19 protein-coding genes and 1 pseudogene are annotated in these 18,548 nt (G+C 71.0%); 12 read left to right on the top strand and 8 right to left on the bottom strand.

Translation table 11 applies throughout. The features are described 5' to 3' along the window. The first annotated feature begins 18 nt into the window (after window positions 1-18). Window positions 19-498 (top strand): nuclear transport factor 2 family protein, encoded by a 480-nt coding sequence (locus tag ACWC2T_RS01755; protein ID WP_450668474.1) that lies wholly within the window; start codon window positions 19-21, stop codon window positions 496-498. Here ACWC2T_RS01755 and ACWC2T_RS01750 read toward each other — a convergent pair. Next, complete coding sequence (locus ACWC2T_RS01750) at window positions 476-1,144, bottom strand: phosphotransferase (protein ID WP_450668473.1); 669 nt, start codon at window positions 1,142-1,144, stop codon at window positions 476-478. The two genes, ACWC2T_RS01755 and ACWC2T_RS01750, sit on opposite strands and share 23 nt — an antisense overlap. 342 nt (window positions 1,145-1,486) lie before the next feature. On the opposite strand from ACWC2T_RS01750, the gene ACWC2T_RS01745 reads away from it, so the two are divergent. The 7 genes from ACWC2T_RS01745 (at window position 1,487) to ACWC2T_RS01715 (ending at window position 8,603) form a co-directional block, all read left to right on the top strand. Further along, window positions 1,487-2,698, top strand: a complete 1,212-nt coding sequence (locus ACWC2T_RS01745) for a prenyltransferase/squalene oxidase repeat-containing protein (protein ID WP_450668472.1) — start codon at window positions 1,487-1,489, stop codon at window positions 2,696-2,698. Further along, window positions 2,695-3,342, top strand: coding sequence for an SCO2322 family protein (locus ACWC2T_RS01740; RefSeq protein WP_450668471.1), 648 nt, complete (start codon window positions 2,695-2,697; stop codon window positions 3,340-3,342). Before ACWC2T_RS01745 ends, ACWC2T_RS01740 begins: the two co-directional genes overlap by 4 nt. Beyond that, window positions 3,329-4,450, top strand: a complete 1,122-nt coding sequence (locus tag ACWC2T_RS01735; RefSeq protein WP_450668470.1) for a CbiQ family ECF transporter T component — start codon at window positions 3,329-3,331, stop codon at window positions 4,448-4,450. The genes ACWC2T_RS01740 and ACWC2T_RS01735 overlap by 14 nt, the downstream gene beginning before the upstream one ends. After that, window positions 4,447-6,231 carry an ABC transporter ATP-binding protein gene (locus tag ACWC2T_RS01730; protein ID WP_450668469.1) on the top strand — a complete coding sequence of 595 codons (1,785 nt, stop codon included), beginning with the start codon at window positions 4,447-4,449 and terminating at the stop codon, window positions 6,229-6,231. The genes ACWC2T_RS01735 and ACWC2T_RS01730 overlap by 4 nt, the downstream gene beginning before the upstream one ends. After that, window positions 6,228-7,106: an ECF transporter S component gene (locus ACWC2T_RS01725; protein WP_450668468.1), complete on the top strand. Its 879-nt coding sequence runs from the start codon at window positions 6,228-6,230 to the stop codon at window positions 7,104-7,106. The genes ACWC2T_RS01730 and ACWC2T_RS01725 overlap by 4 nt, the downstream gene beginning before the upstream one ends. A gap of 284 nt (window positions 7,107-7,390) precedes the next feature. Further along, window positions 7,391-7,804 carry an aggregation-promoting factor C-terminal-like domain-containing protein gene (locus ACWC2T_RS01720; protein WP_450668467.1) on the top strand — a complete coding sequence of 138 codons (414 nt, stop codon included), beginning with the start codon at window positions 7,391-7,393 and terminating at the stop codon, window positions 7,802-7,804. A 100-nt stretch (window positions 7,805-7,904) separates the two neighbouring features. After that, the gene (locus ACWC2T_RS01715) at window positions 7,905-8,603 is read left to right on the top strand and encodes a YoaK family protein (RefSeq protein ID WP_450668466.1); all 699 of its coding nucleotides are present in this window, start codon (window positions 7,905-7,907) and stop codon (window positions 8,601-8,603) included. Window positions 8,604-8,686: 83 nt separating this feature from the next. On the opposite strand, the gene ACWC2T_RS01710 is transcribed toward ACWC2T_RS01715, so the two are convergent. Next, window positions 8,687-9,922 carry a cytochrome P450 gene (locus ACWC2T_RS01710; RefSeq protein ID WP_450668707.1) on the bottom strand — a complete coding sequence of 412 codons (1,236 nt, stop codon included), beginning with the start codon at window positions 9,920-9,922 and terminating at the stop codon, window positions 8,687-8,689. Window positions 9,923-10,128: 206 nt separating this feature from the next. Here ACWC2T_RS01710 and ACWC2T_RS01705 point away from each other — a divergent pair, with 206 nt between their 5' ends. Continuing rightward, window positions 10,129-11,298 (top strand): steroid 3-ketoacyl-CoA thiolase, encoded by a 1,170-nt coding sequence (locus tag ACWC2T_RS01705; RefSeq protein WP_450668465.1) that lies wholly within the window; start codon window positions 10,129-10,131, stop codon window positions 11,296-11,298. Here the strand turns inward: ACWC2T_RS01705 and ACWC2T_RS01700 are convergent. Then, window positions 11,282-11,464, bottom strand: a complete 183-nt coding sequence (locus tag ACWC2T_RS01700; protein ID WP_450668464.1) for a DUF397 domain-containing protein — start codon at window positions 11,462-11,464, stop codon at window positions 11,282-11,284. The two genes, ACWC2T_RS01705 and ACWC2T_RS01700, sit on opposite strands and share 17 nt — an antisense overlap. Continuing rightward, complete coding sequence (locus tag ACWC2T_RS01695; protein ID WP_450668463.1) at window positions 11,445-12,272, bottom strand: helix-turn-helix domain-containing protein; 828 nt, start codon at window positions 12,270-12,272, stop codon at window positions 11,445-11,447. The genes ACWC2T_RS01700 and ACWC2T_RS01695 overlap by 20 nt, the downstream gene beginning before the upstream one ends. A 108-nt stretch (window positions 12,273-12,380) precedes the next feature. Here ACWC2T_RS01695 and ACWC2T_RS01690 point away from each other — a divergent pair, with 108 nt between their 5' ends. Then, a complete protein-coding gene (locus ACWC2T_RS01690; protein ID WP_450668706.1) occupies window positions 12,381-12,785 on the top strand; it encodes an ATP-binding protein in 405 nt (134 codons plus the stop codon). 10 nt (window positions 12,786-12,795) lie between these two features. Here the strand turns inward: ACWC2T_RS01690 and ACWC2T_RS01685 are convergent, their stop codons facing one another. From ACWC2T_RS01685 to ACWC2T_RS01670, 4 genes are all read right to left on the bottom strand, one after another. Continuing rightward, window positions 12,796-14,211 (bottom strand): DUF6177 family protein, encoded by a 1,416-nt coding sequence (locus ACWC2T_RS01685; protein WP_450668462.1) that lies wholly within the window; start codon window positions 14,209-14,211, stop codon window positions 12,796-12,798. Between the two features lie 103 nt (window positions 14,212-14,314). Then, a complete protein-coding gene (locus tag ACWC2T_RS01680) occupies window positions 14,315-14,731 on the bottom strand; it encodes a hypothetical protein (RefSeq protein WP_450668461.1) in 417 nt (138 codons plus the stop codon). A 21-nt stretch (window positions 14,732-14,752) separates the two neighbouring features. After that, complete coding sequence (locus tag ACWC2T_RS01675) at window positions 14,753-17,002, bottom strand: EndoU domain-containing protein (RefSeq protein ID WP_450668460.1); 2,250 nt, start codon at window positions 17,000-17,002, stop codon at window positions 14,753-14,755. Beyond that, window positions 16,999-17,388, bottom strand: coding sequence for a DUF6507 family protein (locus ACWC2T_RS01670; RefSeq protein ID WP_450668459.1), 390 nt, complete (start codon window positions 17,386-17,388; stop codon window positions 16,999-17,001). The genes ACWC2T_RS01675 and ACWC2T_RS01670 overlap by 4 nt, the downstream gene beginning before the upstream one ends. A 310-nt stretch (window positions 17,389-17,698) precedes the next feature. Here ACWC2T_RS01670 and ACWC2T_RS01665 point away from each other — a divergent pair. Both ACWC2T_RS01665 and ACWC2T_RS01660 read left to right on the top strand, forming a co-directional pair. Further along, a pseudogene (locus ACWC2T_RS01665) lies at window positions 17,699-18,184 on the top strand (steroid 3-ketoacyl-CoA thiolase); the annotation flags it as partial. Between the two features lie 35 nt (window positions 18,185-18,219). After that, window positions 18,220-18,510: an ATP-binding protein gene (locus ACWC2T_RS01660; RefSeq protein WP_450668458.1), complete on the top strand. Its 291-nt coding sequence runs from the start codon at window positions 18,220-18,222 to the stop codon at window positions 18,508-18,510. The last annotated feature ends 38 nt before the right edge of the window (window positions 18,511-18,548 follow it).

Genomic DNA, 18,548 nt, shown 5'->3' with positions numbered 1-18,548 from the left:
CGCCTGTTACACAGCCCCATGGACCCCTTGGAGCTGCTTCTCGCCGAGCGTGCCTGTGAGCGCGTGATCGTCGACTTCGTCCACCGGCTCGACCTCGGTGAACCGGACTCCGTGGCCGAGCTGTTCACCGAGGACGGCACCTGGGAGTGGCCCCCGCCGGGGGACGGGCGCCGGATCCGGGGGCGGGAGGCCCTGGGCATGTACTTCGGCTCCCGCCCCGCCGACCGGCTCTCCCGCCGCCTGATGTCCAACGTGCTGGTCACGGTGACCGGCCCGGACACGGCGACCGGCACCGCGTACTTCACGACGTACCGCGTCGACGACTACCGGGCCGGCGGCCCCGTCCCCGCCGGACCGCCCGTCCAGGTGGGTCACTACGAGGACGTCTTCCGCAGGGTCGACGGCTCGTGGCTGATCGCCTCCCGCACCCTGCACCTGCCCTTCGGCGGCCCGACCCCGACGGTCGCCGGGGGACTCACCGAAAGGCCAGCTTCCTGATCAACTCCTCGGCCGGGCCCAGTAGTTCGACCTCGCGCCCGCTCATCGTCGGGTTGGCCGCCCGGCGCCTGCGGGCCTCGGCCAGGCCGGACCCGGTCAGTTCGGAGGGGTCGGCCAGCAGCGCGGAGAGCAGGGCCTGGGCCGGACCGGCGAGGGGCGTGCCGCCCACGGCGACCTGGGCGAGGATCACCGCCGACATGCCCCAGTCCAGCCCGGGATGACCGTCCTCGGTCTGGGACCAGTCGATCACCCTGGGCCCGTCCGGGGTCAGCATCACGTTGTCCGGGTGCAGATCCAGGTGCAGCACCCGGGCCTCCGGCCGGGTCGCGTCCCGACCGGGTACGGCGTGCAGCCGACGCAGCAGACCGGCGAGCAGAGCGCCCGCCTCCTGCACGCCGACCCGCCCCTCCCCGAGGGCGTCGAGCAGGGTGGGCCCGGACAGCCGCTCCAGCACCAGCTCGGTGCGTGAGCCGGTGGGCCGTACCCGGGGTGCCGGATAGCCGTGCTGCCGGACGTACGCCATCACGGCACCCTCGGCGGCCGCGTCCCCCCAGCCCTCCCGGTCGCGGCGCAACACCCAGGCGTCGTCGATCTCGTACACGTCGGCCGAGCGGCCGGAACCCAGCAGTCTCCCCGTCTCCGTCATGATCGTGACCCTAGTCACCGCGACCGCGTGTGCACAGCCACTCCTCAGGCCGCTCGGGGCGGCCGGTAAAGTGGCGGGGTCGTCATCACACCCGTACGGGGGGAAGCCGGTGCAATTCCGGCGCTGACCCTCCCCCAACTCTCGGCTTCGCTCGAGCCGGGGGGACCCCCATCCGTGAGCCGCCGCCAGGCGGTGAGCCGGACCGCCCCGGACGGACGTTGACCGGCTCGCGTGCGCCGGCGGTCCGCCGTGCACGGCACCGTCGAGGTTCACGGAGCCGAGCCGCCCGGGGTGTCTCCCGTGCGCTGCCCGGCTCCCCCGCAGGAGAGGCAGTCGCCGACCATGAACGTCCGCCGCAGTGCCGCGGCTCTCGCCGCCGTAGGCGTGCTGGCCGCCGCCGCGCCCGCCACGGCCGCCGGCCAGTCCCCTTCTCCCTCTGCGAAGGCCGCGATCCCGTCCGGGCTGTACGGCACCTCCGACCCGACCTACGACGGCGTGTGGCGCCAGTCGCTGACGCTCATCGCCCAGCGGACCCTCGGCTACCGGCCGGCGGCGAAGGCCGTGGACTGGCTCGCCGGCCAGCAGTGCGCGAACGGCGCCTTCGCCGCGTTCCGCGCCGTCCCCGCCAAGGCCTGCGACGGCAAGGCCATGGTGGACACCAACAACACGGGCGCCGCGGTCCAGGCCCTGAAGGCCGTCGGCGGGCACGACGACGCCGTCGAAAAGGCGGTGGCCTGGCTGAAGTCCGTGCAGAACAAGGACGGCGGCTGGGGCTACTCGCCCGGCGGGGCCAGCGACACCAACTCCACCTCCGTCGTCATCGGCGCGCTGACGGCGGTGGGCACGGATCCCGCGTCCGTGCGGAAGGCGGGCAAGTCCCCCTACGACCTGCTGGCCGCCATGGCCCTGCCCTGCGACCGGGACGGCGGCGGCGCCCTCGCCTACCAGCCGGACAAGAAGGGCACGTTGGCCGCCAACGCGGACGCCACGGCGGCCGGGGTGCTCGGCGCCCTCGGCAAGGGGTTCGTGGCCGAAGCCGGCCAGGCGCCCGCCAAGGACACGTGCGCCAAGGCAGGCCGTCCGGCGCAGGTCGCGGACAACGCCGGCGCCTACCTCGCGGCAGCCGTCGGCAAGACCGGACACCTGCAGTCCGCGCTGCCCGGCGCCAAGGACCAGCCGGACTTCGGCAACACCGCGGACACCGTGGTCGCGCTCGCCGCGGACGGCCGGATGGAGCAGGCGAAGAAGGCGTACGACTGGCTGCAGAAGAACGCCGGGCACTGGGCGGCGCAGAGCGGTCCGGCGGCGTACGCCCAGCTGATCCTCGCCGCGCACGCGGTCGGCGCCCAGCCCGGTGACTTCGGCGGCACCAGCCTGGTCCGGTCCCTCAACGAGCTCGGCCCGCTCCCGCAGATGGCGGCGACCGGGCACCAGCAGGAGACCAAGTCCGACGGCGGCTCCGGCTTCGGCGTCTGGTGGTTCGTCGGCGTCTGCCTCGTCGCGGGCATCGGCGTCGGCTTCCTGCTCAGCGGCCGGAAGAAGCGGCAGCCGTGAGGGCCGTCCGCCGCACCGCGAGCCTGCTGTGCGCCGCGCTCGTCCTGCTGGCCGGGGCGGGTCAGGCGCAGGCCGCCGGGTATCGCTACTGGTCCTTCTGGGAGCGCTCGGGCGGGCGCTGGACGTATGCCACGCAGGGTCCGTCGACCGCCCGCCCCGGCGACGGCGCGGTGGAGGGCTTCCGCTTCGCGGTGAGCGAGGACTCGGCGGACGCGAGCCGGCCGCGCGGGGCGGCGGATTTCGGCACGATCTGTTCGGGTACGCCCGCCAGGTCCGGTACGAAGCGGGTGGCTCTCGTCCTCGACTTCGGCACCCCCGCGGACGCGCCGTCCGGCGAGACGCCGCCGGCCCGCCGCACGGCCTGCGCGCGGATCCCGGCCGACGCGACGACCGCCGATGCCCTGGCGGCCGTCGCCCCGCCCCTGCGCTACGACACCAACGCCCTGCTGTGCGCGATCGCCGGGTATCCGAAGAAGGGGTGCGGGGAACAGGTTTCGGCGTCCTCGGGCAAGAAGGCCCCGGCGAAGACCGGCAGTTCGGACAGCGGGCCTTCTCTGGGGTTGCCGATCGGTGCGGGGGTGGTCGTCCTCCTGGGCGGCGCGGCGGTGTGGCAGTTCCGACGGCGACGCGATGACTCCGTCTGACGGCGTCGGCGCCCCTTCGGGGCGCTCACGCACCGCTGTTCACCCCGGTGCCTGGTGGCTCTGGGCGCTGGGCCTCGGCACGGCCGCCACCCGCACCACCAACCCCCTCCTCCTCGCCCTCCTCATAGCGGCCTCCGCCTACGTCGTGGCGACGCACCGCACCGACACCCCCACCGCCCGCGCCTACCCCGCCTTCGCCCGACTCGCCCTCGCCGTCCTCCTCATCCGCCTCCTCTTCGCGGTGGCGCTGGGCTCCCCCATCCCCGGCACCCACGCCCTCCTCACGCTCCCCGAGGTCCCCCTCCCCCACTGGGCGCAGGGCATCCGCCTGGGCGGAAAGGTCACGGCGGAGGCGCTCGTCTTCGCCGTCTACGACGGGCTCAAGCTGGCCACCCTTCTGATCTGCGTCGGCGCGGCCAACGCGCTCGCCGCCCCCGCCCGCCTCCTGAAGTCCCTCCCCGGCGCCCTGTACGAGACCGGCGTCGCCGTGGTCGTCGCGCTCACCTTCGCCCCGCACCTGATCGCCGACGTCCAGCGGCTGCGCGCCGCCCGCCGGCTGCGCGGCCGCCCGGACAGGGGCCTGCGGGGCCTGCTCCAGGTCGGACTGCCGGTGCTGGAGGGCGCGTTGGAGCGCTCGGTCGCGCTCGCCGCCGCGATGGAGGCCCGCGGCTACGGCCGCACCGTCGAGGTTCCGGCCCGCATCCGCCGTACGACGGCCGCGCTCACCCTCGGCGGCCTGCTCGGCGTGTGCGCGGGAACGTACGGGCTGCTCACCGCGGAGGGCGGCACCTACGGCATCCCGCTGCTGCTCGCCGGTGTCGTCGCCGCCCTCGCGGGGCTGCGCCTCGGCGGCCGGCGTTCGCTGCGCACCCGGTACCGGCCGGACCCGTGGGACGTACGGGCCTGGCTGGTCACCGGCTCCGGCGCCGCGGTCGCCGCGCTGCTCGGCCTGGCCGCCGCCCACGACCCGGACGGGCTGCACCCGGGCGTCGTCCCCCTCGTCGCCCCCACCCTCCCCCTGTGGCCCGCCGCGGCGATCCTCCTCGCCCTCCTGCCCGCCTTCGTCGTCCCCAAAGACCCCAAGGACCCCAAGGAGCCGTCGTCGTGATCCGCTTCGAGGATGTCAGCGTGACGTACGACGGTGCGGCCGAACCGACCGTCCAAGGCGTCGACTTCGAGGTGCCGGAGGGTGAACTCGTGCTGCTCGTCGGTCCGTCCGGGGTCGGCAAGTCGACCGTGCTCGGCGCGGTGAGCGGTCTCGTGCCGCACTTCACCGGCGGCACCCTGCGCGGCCGTGTCACGGTGGCGGGCCGGGACACCCGCACCCACAAGCCGCGCGAACTCGCCGACGTGGTCGGCACGGTGGGCCAGGACCCGCTCGCCCACTTCGTGACCGACACCGTGGAGGACGAACTCGCCTACGGCATGGAGTCGTTGGGCCTCGCCCCGGAGGTGATGCGGCGCCGGGTCGAGGAGACCCTCGACCTGCTGGGACTGGCCGGACTGCGCGACCGCCCGATCGCCACGCTCTCCGGGGGCCAGCGGCAGCGGGTCGCGATCGGCTCGGTCCTCACCCCGCACCCACAGGTGCTGGTCCTGGACGAGCCGACCTCGGCCCTGGACCCGGCCGCCGCGGAGGAGGTCCTGGCGGTGCTCCAGCGCCTGGTGCACGACCTCGGCACGACGATCCTGATGGCCGAGCACCGCCTTGAGCGTGTCCTTCACTACGCCGACAGGGTTGTGCTCCTCCCAGCCCCGGGCGAGCCACCGGTCGTCGGCACCCCGCCGGAGGTGATGGCCGTCTCCCCCGTCTTCCCCCCGGTGGTGGACCTGGGCCGCGTGGCCGGCTGGAACCCCCTCCCCCTGACGGTCCGGGACGCCCGCCGCCAAGCCGGTCCCCTGCGAGAACGCCTGGCCGCGTGCGCCGCGGCGGGTCACGCCGCCGCAGCTGCGGGCAGTCGTGCCGCTGGGGCGGCACGGGTGGGCGGTGGGGGTCCCCCCGCTCGAGCGAAGTCGAGAGTGGGGGAGGCACCCCGCCAGCGCGGGCAAGCGACCGAACCCCCGGCTGGCACCAGCACAGGCCGCCGCCTCCGGTTCCGTCGCCGCCCCGCCTCCCCCACCCCCGAACTCCGGCAACCGCACATCGCCGAAGTCCACTCCCTCTCCGTCCGCCGCTCCCGCATCACCGCCCTGCGCCACCTGGACCTCACCGTCACCCCCGGCGAGACCATCGCCCTCATGGGCCGCAACGGCGCCGGAAAGTCCACCCTGCTCGGCTCCCTGGTCGGACTGGTGACCCCCACCACAGGAACCGTCACCGTCGGCGGGGCCGAACCCCACCGCACCGCACCCCCCGACCTCGTACGGCGCGTCGGCCTGGTCCCCCAGGAACCGCGGGACCTCCTCTACGCCGACACGGTCGCCGAGGAATGCGCGGCGGCCGACCGGGACGCGGGAGCCGAGCCGGGGACCTGCCGGGCGCTGGTCTCCGAGCTGTTGCCGGGGATCACGGACGACACCCACCCCCGCGACCTGTCCGAGGGGCAGTGTCTGGCGCTCGCCCTGGCCGTCGTGCTGACCGCCCGGCCGCCCCTCCTCCTGCTGGATGAGCCGACGCGCGGCCTGGACTACGCGGCCAAGGCGCGCCTGGTGAGAGTGCTGCGCGGCCTCGCCGCGGAGGGGCACGCGATCGTCCTGGCCACGCACGACGTGGAACTGGCGGCCGAGATCGCGCACCGGGTGGTCCTGCTCGCCGAGGGAGAGGTCATAGCCGACGGGCCGACGGCGCAGATCGTCGTCTCCTCGCCGTCCTTCGCGCCGCAGGTGACGAAGATCCTCGCCCCGCAGCAGTGGCTCACCGTCGCCGAAGTACGGCAGGCCCTCGCATGAGGGCCGCCCGCCTGCACGCCGTCCGTCTCGGCCCCCGCTCCCTAGCCGCCCTCGCGCTGGTCAGCGCGGTCGGTGTGGTCGCCTTCGGCTGGCCCTTCCTCGCGCCGCCCGCCTCGCAGCTGAGCGCGCACGCCCAGGACGCGCCCTGGCTCTTCGCGGGCCTGCTCCTCCTCCTGGTCGCGGTCGTGGCGGCGACGATCTCCGAGTCGGATCTCGGGCCGAAGGCCGTGGCCATGCTGGGCGTGCTCGCCGCGACGGGGGCTGCGCTGCGGCCGATCGGCGCGGGTACGGCGGGCATCGAGCCGATGTTCTTCCTGATGGTGCTCAGCGGGCGGGTGCTGGGCCCCGGCTTCGGCTTCGCCCTGGGCTCGGTGACGATGTTCGCGTCCGCCCTGCTCACCGGCGGGGTCGGGCCGTGGCTGCCGTTCCAGATGCTGGCGATGGGCTGGTTCACGATGGGCGCCGGGCTGCTGCCGGGCCCCATCCGGCTGCGGGGCCGTACGGAAGTCGCGCTGCTCGCGGCCTACGGCTTCCTCGCCGCCTTCGCCTACGGCACGGTCATGAATCTGGCCGGCTGGCCGTTCATGGGGGCCGCCGCCTCGGACATCTCCTTCGACGCCCATGCTTCCGTCCCCGCCAACCTGGCCCGTTTCGTCGCCTACTGCCTGGCCACCTCGCTGGGCTGGGACCTGGGCCGGGCCCTGTGCACGGTGGTGCTGACCCTCTTCCTCGGCCCTGCCGTGCTGCGCGCGCTGCGCCGGGCCACACGGCGGGCCGCCTTCGAGACCGCGGTCACATTCGGCGCTCCGAAATGCGCACAAAACGGATCCGACACTTCACACAGTGCGAGCGGGCCGGTGAAGCACCCCACATGACGCACGTCACCTACGACGCCAGGTCGTAGTGCGAAATGTCCGATACGCCCTTAAGTGCATCCCTGCTGACCTGCGGTTTGCGACCCAGGTCACAGAGTCGGCGAATCCCACCCATCCGGCCACAACTAGTAAAAGGGGTCATTGCGGACGGCTTTCCGGGCTGCTTCTCTGGACGACGTCGCCAGGCACCACGAGCCCTCGGGCCGCGGTGCCGACGCATGAGGCCACAGCGCGTGGCCCGTCCCATGCGGGCGATCCCCTGTCCCCGACGCAAGAGGTACTCCGTGTCCGTCTCCTTCATCCGCCGCATCGCTTCCCCGAAGAAGGCCCTCACCACCGCCGCCGTGGCCGCCGCCACCGCCGGCCTGGCTCTGACCGCGGCGCCCGCCCAGGCCGCCCCCGCGTCGGCCTCCTCCGCTCAGGCGATCGCGCACAAGATGATCCCGGACGCCGCGCAGTTCAACGCGTTCAGCAAGATCGTCTCCCACGAGAGCGGTTGGAACCCGTCCGCCACCAACAGCTCCACCGGCGCCTACGGCCTGGTCCAGGCCCTGCCGGCCTCCAAGATGGCCTCCGCCGGCGGCGACTGGAAGACGAACCCGGCCACCCAGATCAAGTGGGGCCTGGACTACATGAAGTCGCGGTACGGCAGCCCGGAGAAGGCCTGGGCCTTCTGGCAGGCCAACGGCTGGTACTGAGCCGTCCGCACCGCGCCCCGCAGCCGCTGAAGGCGGCGGCCCCCGATCCCCGGGCCGCCGCCTTCGGCGTTCCCTCGTCCCCACGTGGTCAACTGGGGCGGTGAGCGCAGCGGAAGAGACACCGGCGGAGGAGACGTACGACCGCGAGGCGCGCGGGCTGCGGCTGGTGATCGTACTGCTGGCCCTGACGGTGGTCAGCGGGCTGATCGACGCCGTCAGCTATCTGGGCCTGGGCCGGGTCTTCACCGCGAACATGACCGGCAACGTGGTCGTCCTCGGCTTCGCGGCGGCGGGCGCGCCCGGCTTCTCCGTCCCGCACACGGCGACCTCGCTGGGGTGTTTCCTGCTGGGCGCGGTGACCGGCGGCCGGCTGGCGGCACGCGCCGGCAAAAACTCGCGCCGCACCTGGACCCGCCTCACGCTGGCCGCCGAAGCGGTCCTGGTGGCCCTGTCGGCGGCGGTCGCCTTCGCCTGGCCGCACGCCACCGGCACGGTCTACGCCCTGATCGCCCTCACGGGGTATGCGATGGGCCTGCGCAACGCGACGGTCCGCAAGCTGGGCGTCGCCGACCTGACGACCACCGTGCTGACCATGACCCTGACCGGCCTGGCCTCCGAGTCCCGTCTCGGCGACGCCACCGGCCACCGCTCACCGCGCCGTACGGCCTCGGTGATCGCCATGTTCGTCGGCGCCTGCCTGGGCGCCTGGCTGGTCCTGCACCACGGACTGGGCATCCCGCTGCTGATCGCGGCGGTGGCGTCGGGCGTGCTGGCGGCCCTGACATCCGGCCGCGAGTAAGCGACACGACCTCGGGGGAGGCAGGAACGGGGCGTTGGGGTAGGGGTGCTCCTGCCTCCCTCGGGGTGGGCCGACCCGCCGGGTCAGCCGGTGGTGACCTGGAGTTCCTTGACCCCGTTGATCCAGGCCGAGCGCAGTCGCCGGGGCGCCTCGGCCAGCCGCAGCTGAGGCATCGCGTCGGCGAGCGCGTTGAAGATCAGGTCGATCTCCAGGATCGCCAGGGACTTGCCGAGGCAGTAGTGCGGCCCGCCACCGCCGAAGCCGAGGTGGGGGTTGGGGTCGCGGGTGATGTCGAAGGCGTCGGGGTCGGTGAAGACCTCGGGGTCGTGGTTGGCGGAGGCGTAGAACAGCCCGACGCGATCGCCCTTCCTGATCCGGACCCCGCCCAGTTCCGTGTCCTGTGTGGCCGTCCGCTGGAAGGCGTTGACCGGGGTCGCCCAGCGCACGATCTCCTCGGCCGTCGTCCCCGGCCGCTCCCGCTTGAACAGCTCCCACTGCTCGGGATGGGTGAGGAAGGCGTGCATGCCGTGGGTGATGGCGTTACGGGTGGTCTCGTTCCCGGCGACCGCCAGCATCAGCACGAAGAAGCCGAACTCGTCGGAGTTCAGGTTGCCCTCGTCCTCCGCCGCGACGAGGGTGGTGACGATGTCGCGGGCGGGGCACCGCTTCCGCTCGGCGGCCATGTTCATCGCGTAGGCGATGATCTCGGCGGCCGACTCGGCGCCCACCTCCTCGGTGATGGCGTACTCGGGATCGTCGTAGGCGATCATCCGGTTGGACCAGTCGAAGATCTTGGCCCGGTCCTCCTGGGGTACGCCGATCAGCTCGGCGATGGCCTGCAGGGGCAGTTCGCAGGCGACCTCCGTGACGAAGTCGAACGGGCCCGAGCGGGCCCTGGCTCCCTCGACGATCGCCTCGGCACGCGCCCGGAGCCGGTCCTCCAGGGCGCGGATGGAACGTGGCGTGAAGCCGCGCTGCACGATCTGCCGCACCCGCGTATGTTCCGGAGGATCCATGTTGAGCAGGATCAGCCGCTGTGCGTCGATCGCGTCGCGCTCGATGTGCTCGTTGAAGCGGATGATCGCGGTGTTGACGGTGGAGGAGAACAGTTCCGGGTGCGTGGAGACGTACCTGACGTCCGCGTGCCGGGTCACGGCCCAGTAGCCGGTGTCGGCGAAACCCGCGAGCCCGTGGGGCTGCGGGATCCAGCGGACCGGCTCGGTGCGGCGCAGCTCGGCGAACTCCGGGAGGGGCACACGGTGGTGCAGCAGGTCGGGGTCGGTGAAGTCGAACCCGTCGGGCAGCGCGGGGCAGTGCATCGGCGGCTCCCGTCCGTTCTGACGGACCATCAGCTGGTGCTGTGAACGTAGTAACGGGTTCTACAACTCGCAAGAGGTGCGACACCCTCAATCCGCTGCACGACCCTTGCGGTGATGGACATCACGTCAGCAAACTGCCCTGAGAACTAGTACGCGTTCTAGTTCTGCACGTTCCGGAGGAGAGCCCTCGGAGAGGACCCGCACCCATGGCCGCCGAACCCGTGATCGTCGAAGCCGTCCGCACCCCGATCGGCAAGCGCGGCGGCGCGCTCGCCAACCTGCACCCCGCCTATCTCCTGGGCGAGACCTACCGTGAACTCCTCGGCCGCACCGGCATCCCCGCCGACGCGGTGGAGCAGATCGTCGGCGGCACGGTCACCCACGCCGGCGAACAGTCCATGAACCCCGCGCGCACGGCCTGGCTGACCATGGGGCTGCCGTACGAGACGGCGGCGACGACGGTCGACTGCCAGTGCGGCTCCTCCCAGCAGGCCTCGCACATGGTGGCCAACATGGTCGCGGGCGGCGTCATCGACGTCGGCATCAGCTGCGGCGTCGAGGCCATGAGCCGGGTCCCGCTGGGATCGGGGTCCAAGCATGGCCCCGGCAAGCCGTTCCCGGACGAGTGGAACGTCGACCTGCCGAACCAGTTCGAGGCGGCCGAACGCATCGCCCGGCACCGGGGGTTGAGCAGGGAGGACGTGGACAGGCTGGGCCTGCTCTCCCAGGAGCGGGCGGCCCTCGCCTGGGCCGAGGAACGCTTCAAGCGGGAGACCTTCGCCGTGCAGGTGCCGACGACCGAGGATGAGCAGCACGCCGGTCAGGGCATGTGGCGGCTCGTGGACAAGGACGAGGGCCTGCGGGACACGTCCATGGAGGCGCTGGCCCGCCTGAAGCCGGTGATGCCGACGGCCGTCCACACGGCGGGCAACTCGTCGCAGATCTCGGACGGTGCGGCGGCCATCATGTGGGCGTCCAAGCGGATGGCGCGGGCACTGAAGCTGAAGCCGAGGGCGCGGATCGCCGCCCAGGCGCTGGTGGGCGCCGACCCGCACTTCCACCTGGACGGCCCGATCGACGCGACCCGCGCGGTGCTGGGCAAGGCGGGCATGTCCCTGAAGGACATCGACCTGGTCGAGATCAACGAGGCGTTCGCGTCCGTGGTGCTGAGCTGGGCCCAGGTCTTCGAACAGGACCTGGACAAGGTCAACGTGAACGGCGGTGGGATCGCACTGGGTCACCCGGTCGGCGCGACCGGCGCCCGCCTGATCACCACCGCCCTGCACGAACTGGAGCGCACGGACAAGGAGTTCGCGCTGATCACCATGTGCGCGGGCGGTGGACTGGCCACCGGGACGATCATTCAGCGGCTGTAGCGGCCCAGTTCACGAAGGTGGTGAAGGCGGCGGGGTCGAGGGTGAGGATCGGTCCCGCCGGGGTCTTTGAGTCGCGGACAGAGATGCTGGCGGGGGCTTCGGCGATCTCGACGCAATCACCGCCCTGGTCTCCGCTGTAGCTGGACTTACGCCAGATGCTCTCCATAGCGGTCCTCCATCACCTCTCGGATCAGCCCCGCCGAGTCCTTGATCGAGAGCGCGGCGGCTCGTAGATGATCGTAACGGAGCGAGCAGTCCTTGACGGTGTCCGGGTTGGCGGTCGTATGCCCGCTGCCGTACCCCTCGGTATAGACGATGCTCGGATCGCCCACGAAGCGGTAGACGTTGAACGAGCCTTGCAGGCCTGGGTGCTCGCCGACCGAGTAAGGCAGGATCTGGACATTGATCCGTGGGTCGTCCTCGAAGGTCAACAGGTAGGCCAGTTGCTCACGCATGACCTTGTCACCGCCGATCTCCTGATGCAGCGCGGCCTCGCTGAGGACCATCCAGAAGACGGGCGGCTCCTCCTTCTCGAAGATGCGCTGACGAGCGAGCCGAACGGCCACGCGGTCCCCCAGTTTGTCCTGGTCCAGCACTCCGAGTACCGCTCGTACATAGGACGGGGACTGAAGCAGCCCGTGAATCAACTGGGCCTGAAACGTGCAGATCTCAACCGCCCGCACCTCCAGCTCCGCCACCTGCTGGAACCACGCCGGAAGCTGACTGCGCATCACCAGTGGGTGGAGTCGGGTCAGTAACCCTCCCGTGCACAGCGCGGCATCCGACCGCTGGCTGAAGTCCAGCGTCGGCAGCTTCCGGGCCGTCTCCACCTGGCCGACCATCGACCCCGTGTAGTTGATGACGTCCCCGAACTGCCTCTGTGTGAGCCCCGCCCCCTCACGGTACCGGCGCAACTCGAAGCCGTAGTAGTCGAGCGGCGAGGCGCTCGGGTCGAGGGTGTTGATGTTCACCACGGCAAGTCCCCTCTCGAACCAGTTGTGTTCAAGGCGTAGCACAGCGTAGTGATCCGAGGTCAGCCTCGTCCTGTGAACCTCAACATTCCCCACACCCCCCAGTACCGCATGAACCTCACCGTCGGCGAGCACTCGGTGCACCACATCCGCCGTATCGTCCGCTCGCTGCTGCACGAGTGGCAGCTGACGGAGCTGACGTTCGCCGTGGAGCTGGGCGTGAGTGAGCTGGTGACCAATGTCGTACGGCACGTGCCGGACCGCCGCTGCACGGTGCTGCTGGCGCGACAGACGGCGGGCGTACGGGTGGAAGTGACCGACGCCTATCGCGAACTCCCCTGTCTGACAACGCATGTTGACCCTGACTCGGAGGGCGGCCGGGGCCTGACCCTGCTCGATGCCGTGGTCGACAAGTGGGGCGTGTCAGCGGCTCTCGGCGGTGGAAAGACGGTCTGGTTCGAGTGCAGGGCCGAAGGGGCTTCCGCCCTGCGGTTTCTGGATCAGCCCGTGCCGTGACCAGCGCGCGTCACGGGGCGCCCCGCAGGTGCCGCAGCAGTGTCTCGAAGGCGGTCCAGCCCGCTGCCGACTCGCCGTCCCCCAGCGGGTAGTAGTAGCCCGGCCGGGCCGCGGTACCGAGCCGTACCGGGGCGGCGGTCAGCGGCGGCCGGGCGGCTGTGTCGGTACCCGCCTCGGCGACTTCGGCGGGGCCCAGGGCGAAACCGAACGGCACGGGTGGGCGTTCGAGGCACGGCGGCGCGGTGAGGTCCGCGCGGGCCTCGCGCAGTTGGGCGAGGAGGGTGCGCAGGCCGTGCCGCGCGGTGAGCTCGGCGGCCAGGTCCGCCACAGCGGACACCGGTGGCTTCTCGCCGTCGCGGAAGCCGACGGCGAGGGTGACGTCCTCCTCGACGCCGTCCGGCGTGCGCAGCACGCGCAGGGTGGCGAGGGCGGGCCGGTCGGCCGAGCCTACGACGATGGTCCAGGTCGGCTGGGGCGCGCGCTCGTACGCCAGATCGGTGAGGCCGCGCCGCGACCACGGCAGGTTGGCCGGTTCGGCGGTGCCCCAGCCGGTGGGGAGTTCGCCGGCGAGGGCCTGCCAGGCGGCCTCCAGGGCGCCGCCGAGGACCAGGTGTGCGTGAGGCTGGTGGACCGTGCGGAAGCTGAGGAGGAGCTGGCGCTCCCCGGTGCGGGTGACGTCCGCGAAGGCGGGGGCGACCGGTGCCTGGCCGTCGGCGTCCTTGACTGCGTCGAAGGCACCGTCCCGCCAGCGCAGGACGGCGCCGGACTGGCCGTCGTAGTAGCCGCAGTCGGGGTCCTGGACGACCCAGCGCATGGGCGGGCCACTGAGCACGGTGCTGGTGGGGAAGGAGAGCCGACAGTGGCGCGGCGTGACGATCTGGAGGGCGCGTTCGCTTGCGAGGGTGGCGCGCAGCGCTTCGGAGAGCCAGCTGGTCATGCCGATGACGGGCCGGTCCTGGAGCACCACGGCGACCTTGTCGGTGAGCACGTCGACGGCGGGCTGTGCGGCGGCGGGGGTGGGGACGGCCGTGATCTGGGAGGTGTCGACGGGGTGGGCCGGGTCATCGGCGCCGGGCGCGTCCGGCGGCCAGACGGTGCCGCCGAGCAGGGTGGCAAGGCGCGCGGCGAAGGCCCCCGCGAGCCGTTCGGCCTCGGGCACCGCGGTGGAGGCGCGGGCCTCGGTCCACCACTTCTGTTCGTCGTCGGCCCCCGTGGCACCGAGCAGTCGCTGCGCCTCCCCCGGCACATGGAGCAGCAGCGGGGCCTCGATCGAGACGAGGGGGCGGCCCTCCGCGTCACAGAGCTGGATGACCGCTCCTTCGGCGACGGACCGGACCTGGAGATCGGGACCGCCCGCGAGGAGGCCGGCCAGGACACTCCAGGCGTCCGGCATGCGGTCGGTCAGCGCGATCACGTCTTTGGTCATGCGGTGCCCCCGTGGTCCCCGTGGTCGGTCGTCGGTTCTTCGGCCAGTGCTGTCCGGGTGAGCCTGTTCGAAAGCGCACTCCCAGGTCTCTTTGGACGGTGAATCACACGGTGATTTCTCGAAGCCCCGCGAGCGGGTCCCGCCCGTTCTCTTTTACGTACTCGTTCCAACGGGACACAACTTTTCCGGAGGACGCCAGTGCATAGTAGTCCCAGAAATCGAGCAGGATCGCCAATGCCGTGTCCAGCGGGAATTCACCTTGCACATGCTCCAGGAAGTGGTTTTCGATCGCCACGCCCTGAGGACTGATGGTGGCGGTGAAGGCGTTTCCGTCCAGGTCTTCCGGAGTGAAACCGGGATCGGCCTGCGCCAACCTCACCAGGTCGATCGCTTCCAGAATGGAAAGCCCGACGAGCTGAATGTCTCCGGACACCCAGTGCCCAAGAACCTTGAGCTCCGCAGGTCCGTTGAAGCGTGGTAGCTCGAATTCATCCTCCGCATAGTACTGAGTGCGGATCATGCGTTGATCTCCTTCTTCTGCTTACTTCGGCTTCGGCATGACCGGGTAGACGGTCTTCGCGTCACCTGTGACGGGGTCGAAATATCCTTCAAAGTCGATCCCCTTGTATTCGCCCTGCCACTTGTGAATTTCGGGATCGATCACCCGACTGTTCTCGAATGCCTTGACCATCGCCCGCCGTACCTCATGCTCCGTCCAGGTCGGCGGGAAGAAGGTCGACTTGTTCCGCTTCATCACCCAGTCGCCGGTCCGCGGATCGCGCATCCACACGTTGCCTGCCGTCAGCCCCGTTTTGTGGTCGATCTCAAGGATCTTCGGAACCTTTACACCGTAGGGATCACGACCGCCCGGACGGAAATGATATCCGACAACCTTGGGCCGGCCGTCCTTGCCGTACTTCAACTCTCCCTTGAGCACGTGCTCGAAGGTGTGCTCGGGGATGTGACCACTCGGCTCGGGAACGGGCGGCTCCTCGACGTGGTCCGTCGGCAGCTGGCCGTCCTGGCCATGGTGGGGATCTCCACCGCCTCCGTGTCCCGTTCCGGAGTCGGCGGGGCCGTGGTGGCCGCCGTTGCCCGTGGCGTCGTGGCCCCCGGACCCGTGGCCGGGCCCGTGGCCACCGCCGTTCGCACCGTGGTGAGTGGTGGGTGCCGTCGCCGTCCCCGAACCGCTGTGACCCGCGTGGCCGGGTTGGTGAGAGGCGGTGGGCGCGCCGTGCCCGGCGTCGCCTCCCGCTTGACCGGCGCTATGGGACGACCCGGACAGGGCGCCGTGGCCACTCGCGTGGGAGGCGGCCTCGGCCCCGCTGCCACCGCCCACGTGCGCCGGCACCGGCTCCTCCGCATGTGCCGGTATGTGCGAGTGCGGTGAGATCTCGTGCCGTGCCAGGCGGTCCGCGGCCGAGGACTCGACCGGGATCGGGTTCTGGTGCGGCTTGCCCTCCGGGGAGACCATGGTGCCGTCTTCGTGGAGGATCGAGCCGTCCGGGTACCGGACGGACTTGTCCGAGATGGTGACGGGAGTGTGCGTCTGCGGGATCTTGGGCGAATCGGGGCCGTGGAGGAAGTCGTTGGCGGCACCGGAATGGAGGTCCTTGAGGCCCGCCATCATGTCGCCGACCTTCAGCTTGGCGAAGCCCGCGCCCTTGCCGACGTAGGTCATGGGGTCCACGAGCCGCCCGGTCTTGCCCAAGGCGTTGGCGACCCTGGCGGCACGGCTGGCCGCGGAGGCCGCCTCGCCCGCCTTGCCCACGTTGCCCGCCTCACCGGCCTTGGCAGCCACGGAACCGGCCTCGCCGAGTTTGAGGAAGGAGCCGGCGCCGAGGGTGAGGACGTTGAAGACGACGGTGCCGCCCGCACGGGCGGGGTTCGTCCTCCACTCGTCGTAGGCGATGAGCGACTTGCCGAATTCGCGCAGGGCCTTCTTCTGGCGGTCGGTGTCACTGTGGTCGACCGGGCCGAACACCTTGTCCATGGCCCAGTCGAAGGGCGTCATGATGTACGCGCTGACGCCGCCCGCGACATCCCTGACGCCCTTCCACGACTGCGTGAAGGTATCCCAGTCGAAGAAGTTGACCAGGTGGCCTATGCCCTTGAGGGTGTCCCAGGCACCGTCATGGAAGAAGCCCATGAGGGCACCGCCCACATTGTGCTTCGTCCACTGCCAGGCCGCGGCCAGGCCGGTGTACTCACGCTCGTCGACCTTGCCCCAGGGCGTGTTGTCGGCCTTGGCCGCGTCGGCGGCGTCGAAGCCGTACATGCCCTTCTTGTGCGAGCCGTCGTCGGCGACCCAGCGGGTACCGCCGACCTGGCCGTCTATCTTCGTGGCGGTCGAGCGCTCAAGTTCCTGGAACTCGCCCCAGACACGGCCGATCTCGTGGACCAGATCCGTGTTCTTGTCGATGTTCTTCTGGTCTTTCCGCCAGTCGTGGTTACCCTCGATCGACTTGCGGAAGGCGGCCGCCTCACTCCTCAGCTGCTCCATCCGCTCAACGAGCGGCCGGGCGTCCTTGGCGAAGCTCGACAGGGCGCCGCTGACGGTCTCCAGCTTCGTGGCGAAGGCGTCGGCCTTGTCCCGGACCGGGATGGTGGTGTGGAAGAGCTGGTCGGCCTCCGGAGCCTTGTAGCAGGACACCAGCCCCTGGAAGTCGTTGTGGACGTCCCGGCCGGTGTCGCGGATGCCGGACGCGGCCTTCTTCAGCGTGCCGGCGTCCTTCTCCAGCTGGTCGAGGTCGCCACTGAATTCGGGTATCTCGCTCAGGTCGCCGATCACTTGGTGCCCTTGCCCCCCTGCGGCTTGACCGGAGGGAGTTTCGGGTCGGGAATGGCGTGGTGCTGGGCGTTGGCCGCCATCTTCAGGTCACCAGCGATGTACTCCTCGGTGGCCTTAGCCGCTCCGCCGATCGACTCCGCGGCGCGGGCGGGAAGATAGCGCAGGTCGTCGAACGTCTTGTCCGCGAACTCCTGCAGCGCGGCGGCGATGGGGCCCGGCGTACCGCTCTTGGGCTTCGCTCCGAGGGCCATCGTGCCGGCCGATTTGGCGGCACTCGCCAAGCCTTTGCTGTAGGCCGTGAATTCGGCCTCGAACTTCCCCGCCGTGTCCTCGGCCTTACCGAGAACGCCGCGGACGGATTCGACTTGGATATCCCAGTTGGACACGAATGACCCCGTTGTGTGTTCCGTCGGCCGATGCCGTCAGCCGACGCCGTCAACTGACGCCGCCGACCGCGGCCTTCGCCTTCGAAGTGCTCGAACATACCTACCAAACACACCCTGGGAAGCACAAAGCCGCTACCGGTTGACGGCGACTCTGCGGCGGGAACTGTGCAGTTCGTTGCTCATTCGTGGCGATGCCGTAGACGTGCGGCAGCCAGGCGAGGGGCGCGAAGGTGAGGGCCGCCGGCCAAGCTACGCCCGGCGGCGGACGGTCTCCTTCGATGTGCCCGGGGCGGAACGGCGAGGACACCCCCTGCTGGGGCTGAAGCCGGTCATGCCGACGGCCGTCCACACGGCGGGCAACTCGTCGCAGATCTCGGACGGGGCCGCGGCCACATGTGGGCGTCCAAGCGGATGGCGGGTGCTGAAGCCGAAGGCGCGGATCGTCGCCCAGGCGCTGGTCGGCGCCGACCCGTACTTCCACCTGGACGGCCCGATCGACGCGACCCGCGCGGTGCTGGGCAAGGCGGGCATGTCCCTGAAGGACATCGACCTGGTCGAGATCAACGAGGCCTTCGCGTCCGTGGTGCTGAGCTGGGCCCAGGTCTTCGAACAGGACCTGGACAAGGTCAACGTCAACGGCGGTGGGATCGCACTGGGCCACCCGGTCGGCGCGACCGGCGCCCGCCTGATCACCACCGCCCTGCACGAACTGGAGCGCACGGACAAGGAGTTCGCACTGATCACCATGTGCGCGGGCGGCGGACTGGCCACGGGGACGATCATTCAGCGGTTGTAGCCGACGTCCAGTTCACGAAGGTAGCGGGATCGACGGTGAGGATCGGTCCCGCCGAGGTCTTTGAGTCGCGGATGGAGCTGGTCACCAACGTCGTACGGCATGTGCCGGACCGCCGCTGCACCGTGCTGGTCGTGCGGCAGACGGCGGGCGTACGAGTCGAAGTGGCCGACGGTTTCCGCCAACTCCCGCCGCTAGTATGCAAGATGGACCCGGAGTCGGAAGGCGGTCGCGGGCTCGCGCTGCTCGGCGCCGTGGTCGACAAGTGGGGTGTGACGCCGTGGGCGGGGGGCCGCAAGACGGTGTGGTTCGAGTGCGTGGACACCTGACGGCAGACGCACACGGCAGCCGCACACGGCGGACGAAC

This window comes from Streptomyces sp. NPDC001393 (assembly GCF_053597455.1).
This window is presented reverse-complemented; position numbering and strand designations above follow the sequence as displayed.

Bases quoted from the DNA above. Each gene is read 5' to 3' on its own strand.
- ACWC2T_RS01690 (WP_450668706.1), top strand. From the start codon at position 12,381: ATGAACCTCACCGTCGGCGAGCACTCGGTGCACCACATCCGCCGTATC.
- ACWC2T_RS01680 (WP_450668461.1), bottom strand. From the start codon at position 14,731: ATGATCCGCACTCAGTACTATGCGGAGGATGAATTCGAGCTACCACGC.
- ACWC2T_RS01705 (WP_450668465.1), top strand. From the start codon at position 10,129: ATGGCCGCCGAACCCGTGATCGTCGAAGCCGTCCGCACCCCGATCGGC.
- ACWC2T_RS01750 (WP_450668473.1), bottom strand. From the start codon at position 1,144: ATGACGGAGACGGGGAGACTGCTGGGTTCCGGCCGCTCGGCCGACGTG.
- ACWC2T_RS01745 (WP_450668472.1), top strand. From the start codon at position 1,487: ATGAACGTCCGCCGCAGTGCCGCGGCTCTCGCCGCCGTAGGCGTGCTG.
- ACWC2T_RS01710 (WP_450668707.1), bottom strand. From the start codon at position 9,922: ATGCACTGCCCCGCGCTGCCCGACGGGTTCGACTTCACCGACCCCGAC.
- ACWC2T_RS01685 (WP_450668462.1), bottom strand. From the start codon at position 14,211: ATGACCAAAGACGTGATCGCGCTGACCGACCGCATGCCGGACGCCTGG.
- ACWC2T_RS01725 (WP_450668468.1), top strand. From the start codon at position 6,228: ATGAGGGCCGCCCGCCTGCACGCCGTCCGTCTCGGCCCCCGCTCCCTA.
- ACWC2T_RS01735 (WP_450668470.1), top strand. From the start codon at position 3,329: ATGACTCCGTCTGACGGCGTCGGCGCCCCTTCGGGGCGCTCACGCACC.
- ACWC2T_RS01700 (WP_450668464.1), bottom strand. From the start codon at position 11,464: ATGGAGAGCATCTGGCGTAAGTCCAGCTACAGCGGAGACCAGGGCGGT.
- ACWC2T_RS01755 (WP_450668474.1), top strand. From the start codon at position 19: ATGGACCCCTTGGAGCTGCTTCTCGCCGAGCGTGCCTGTGAGCGCGTG.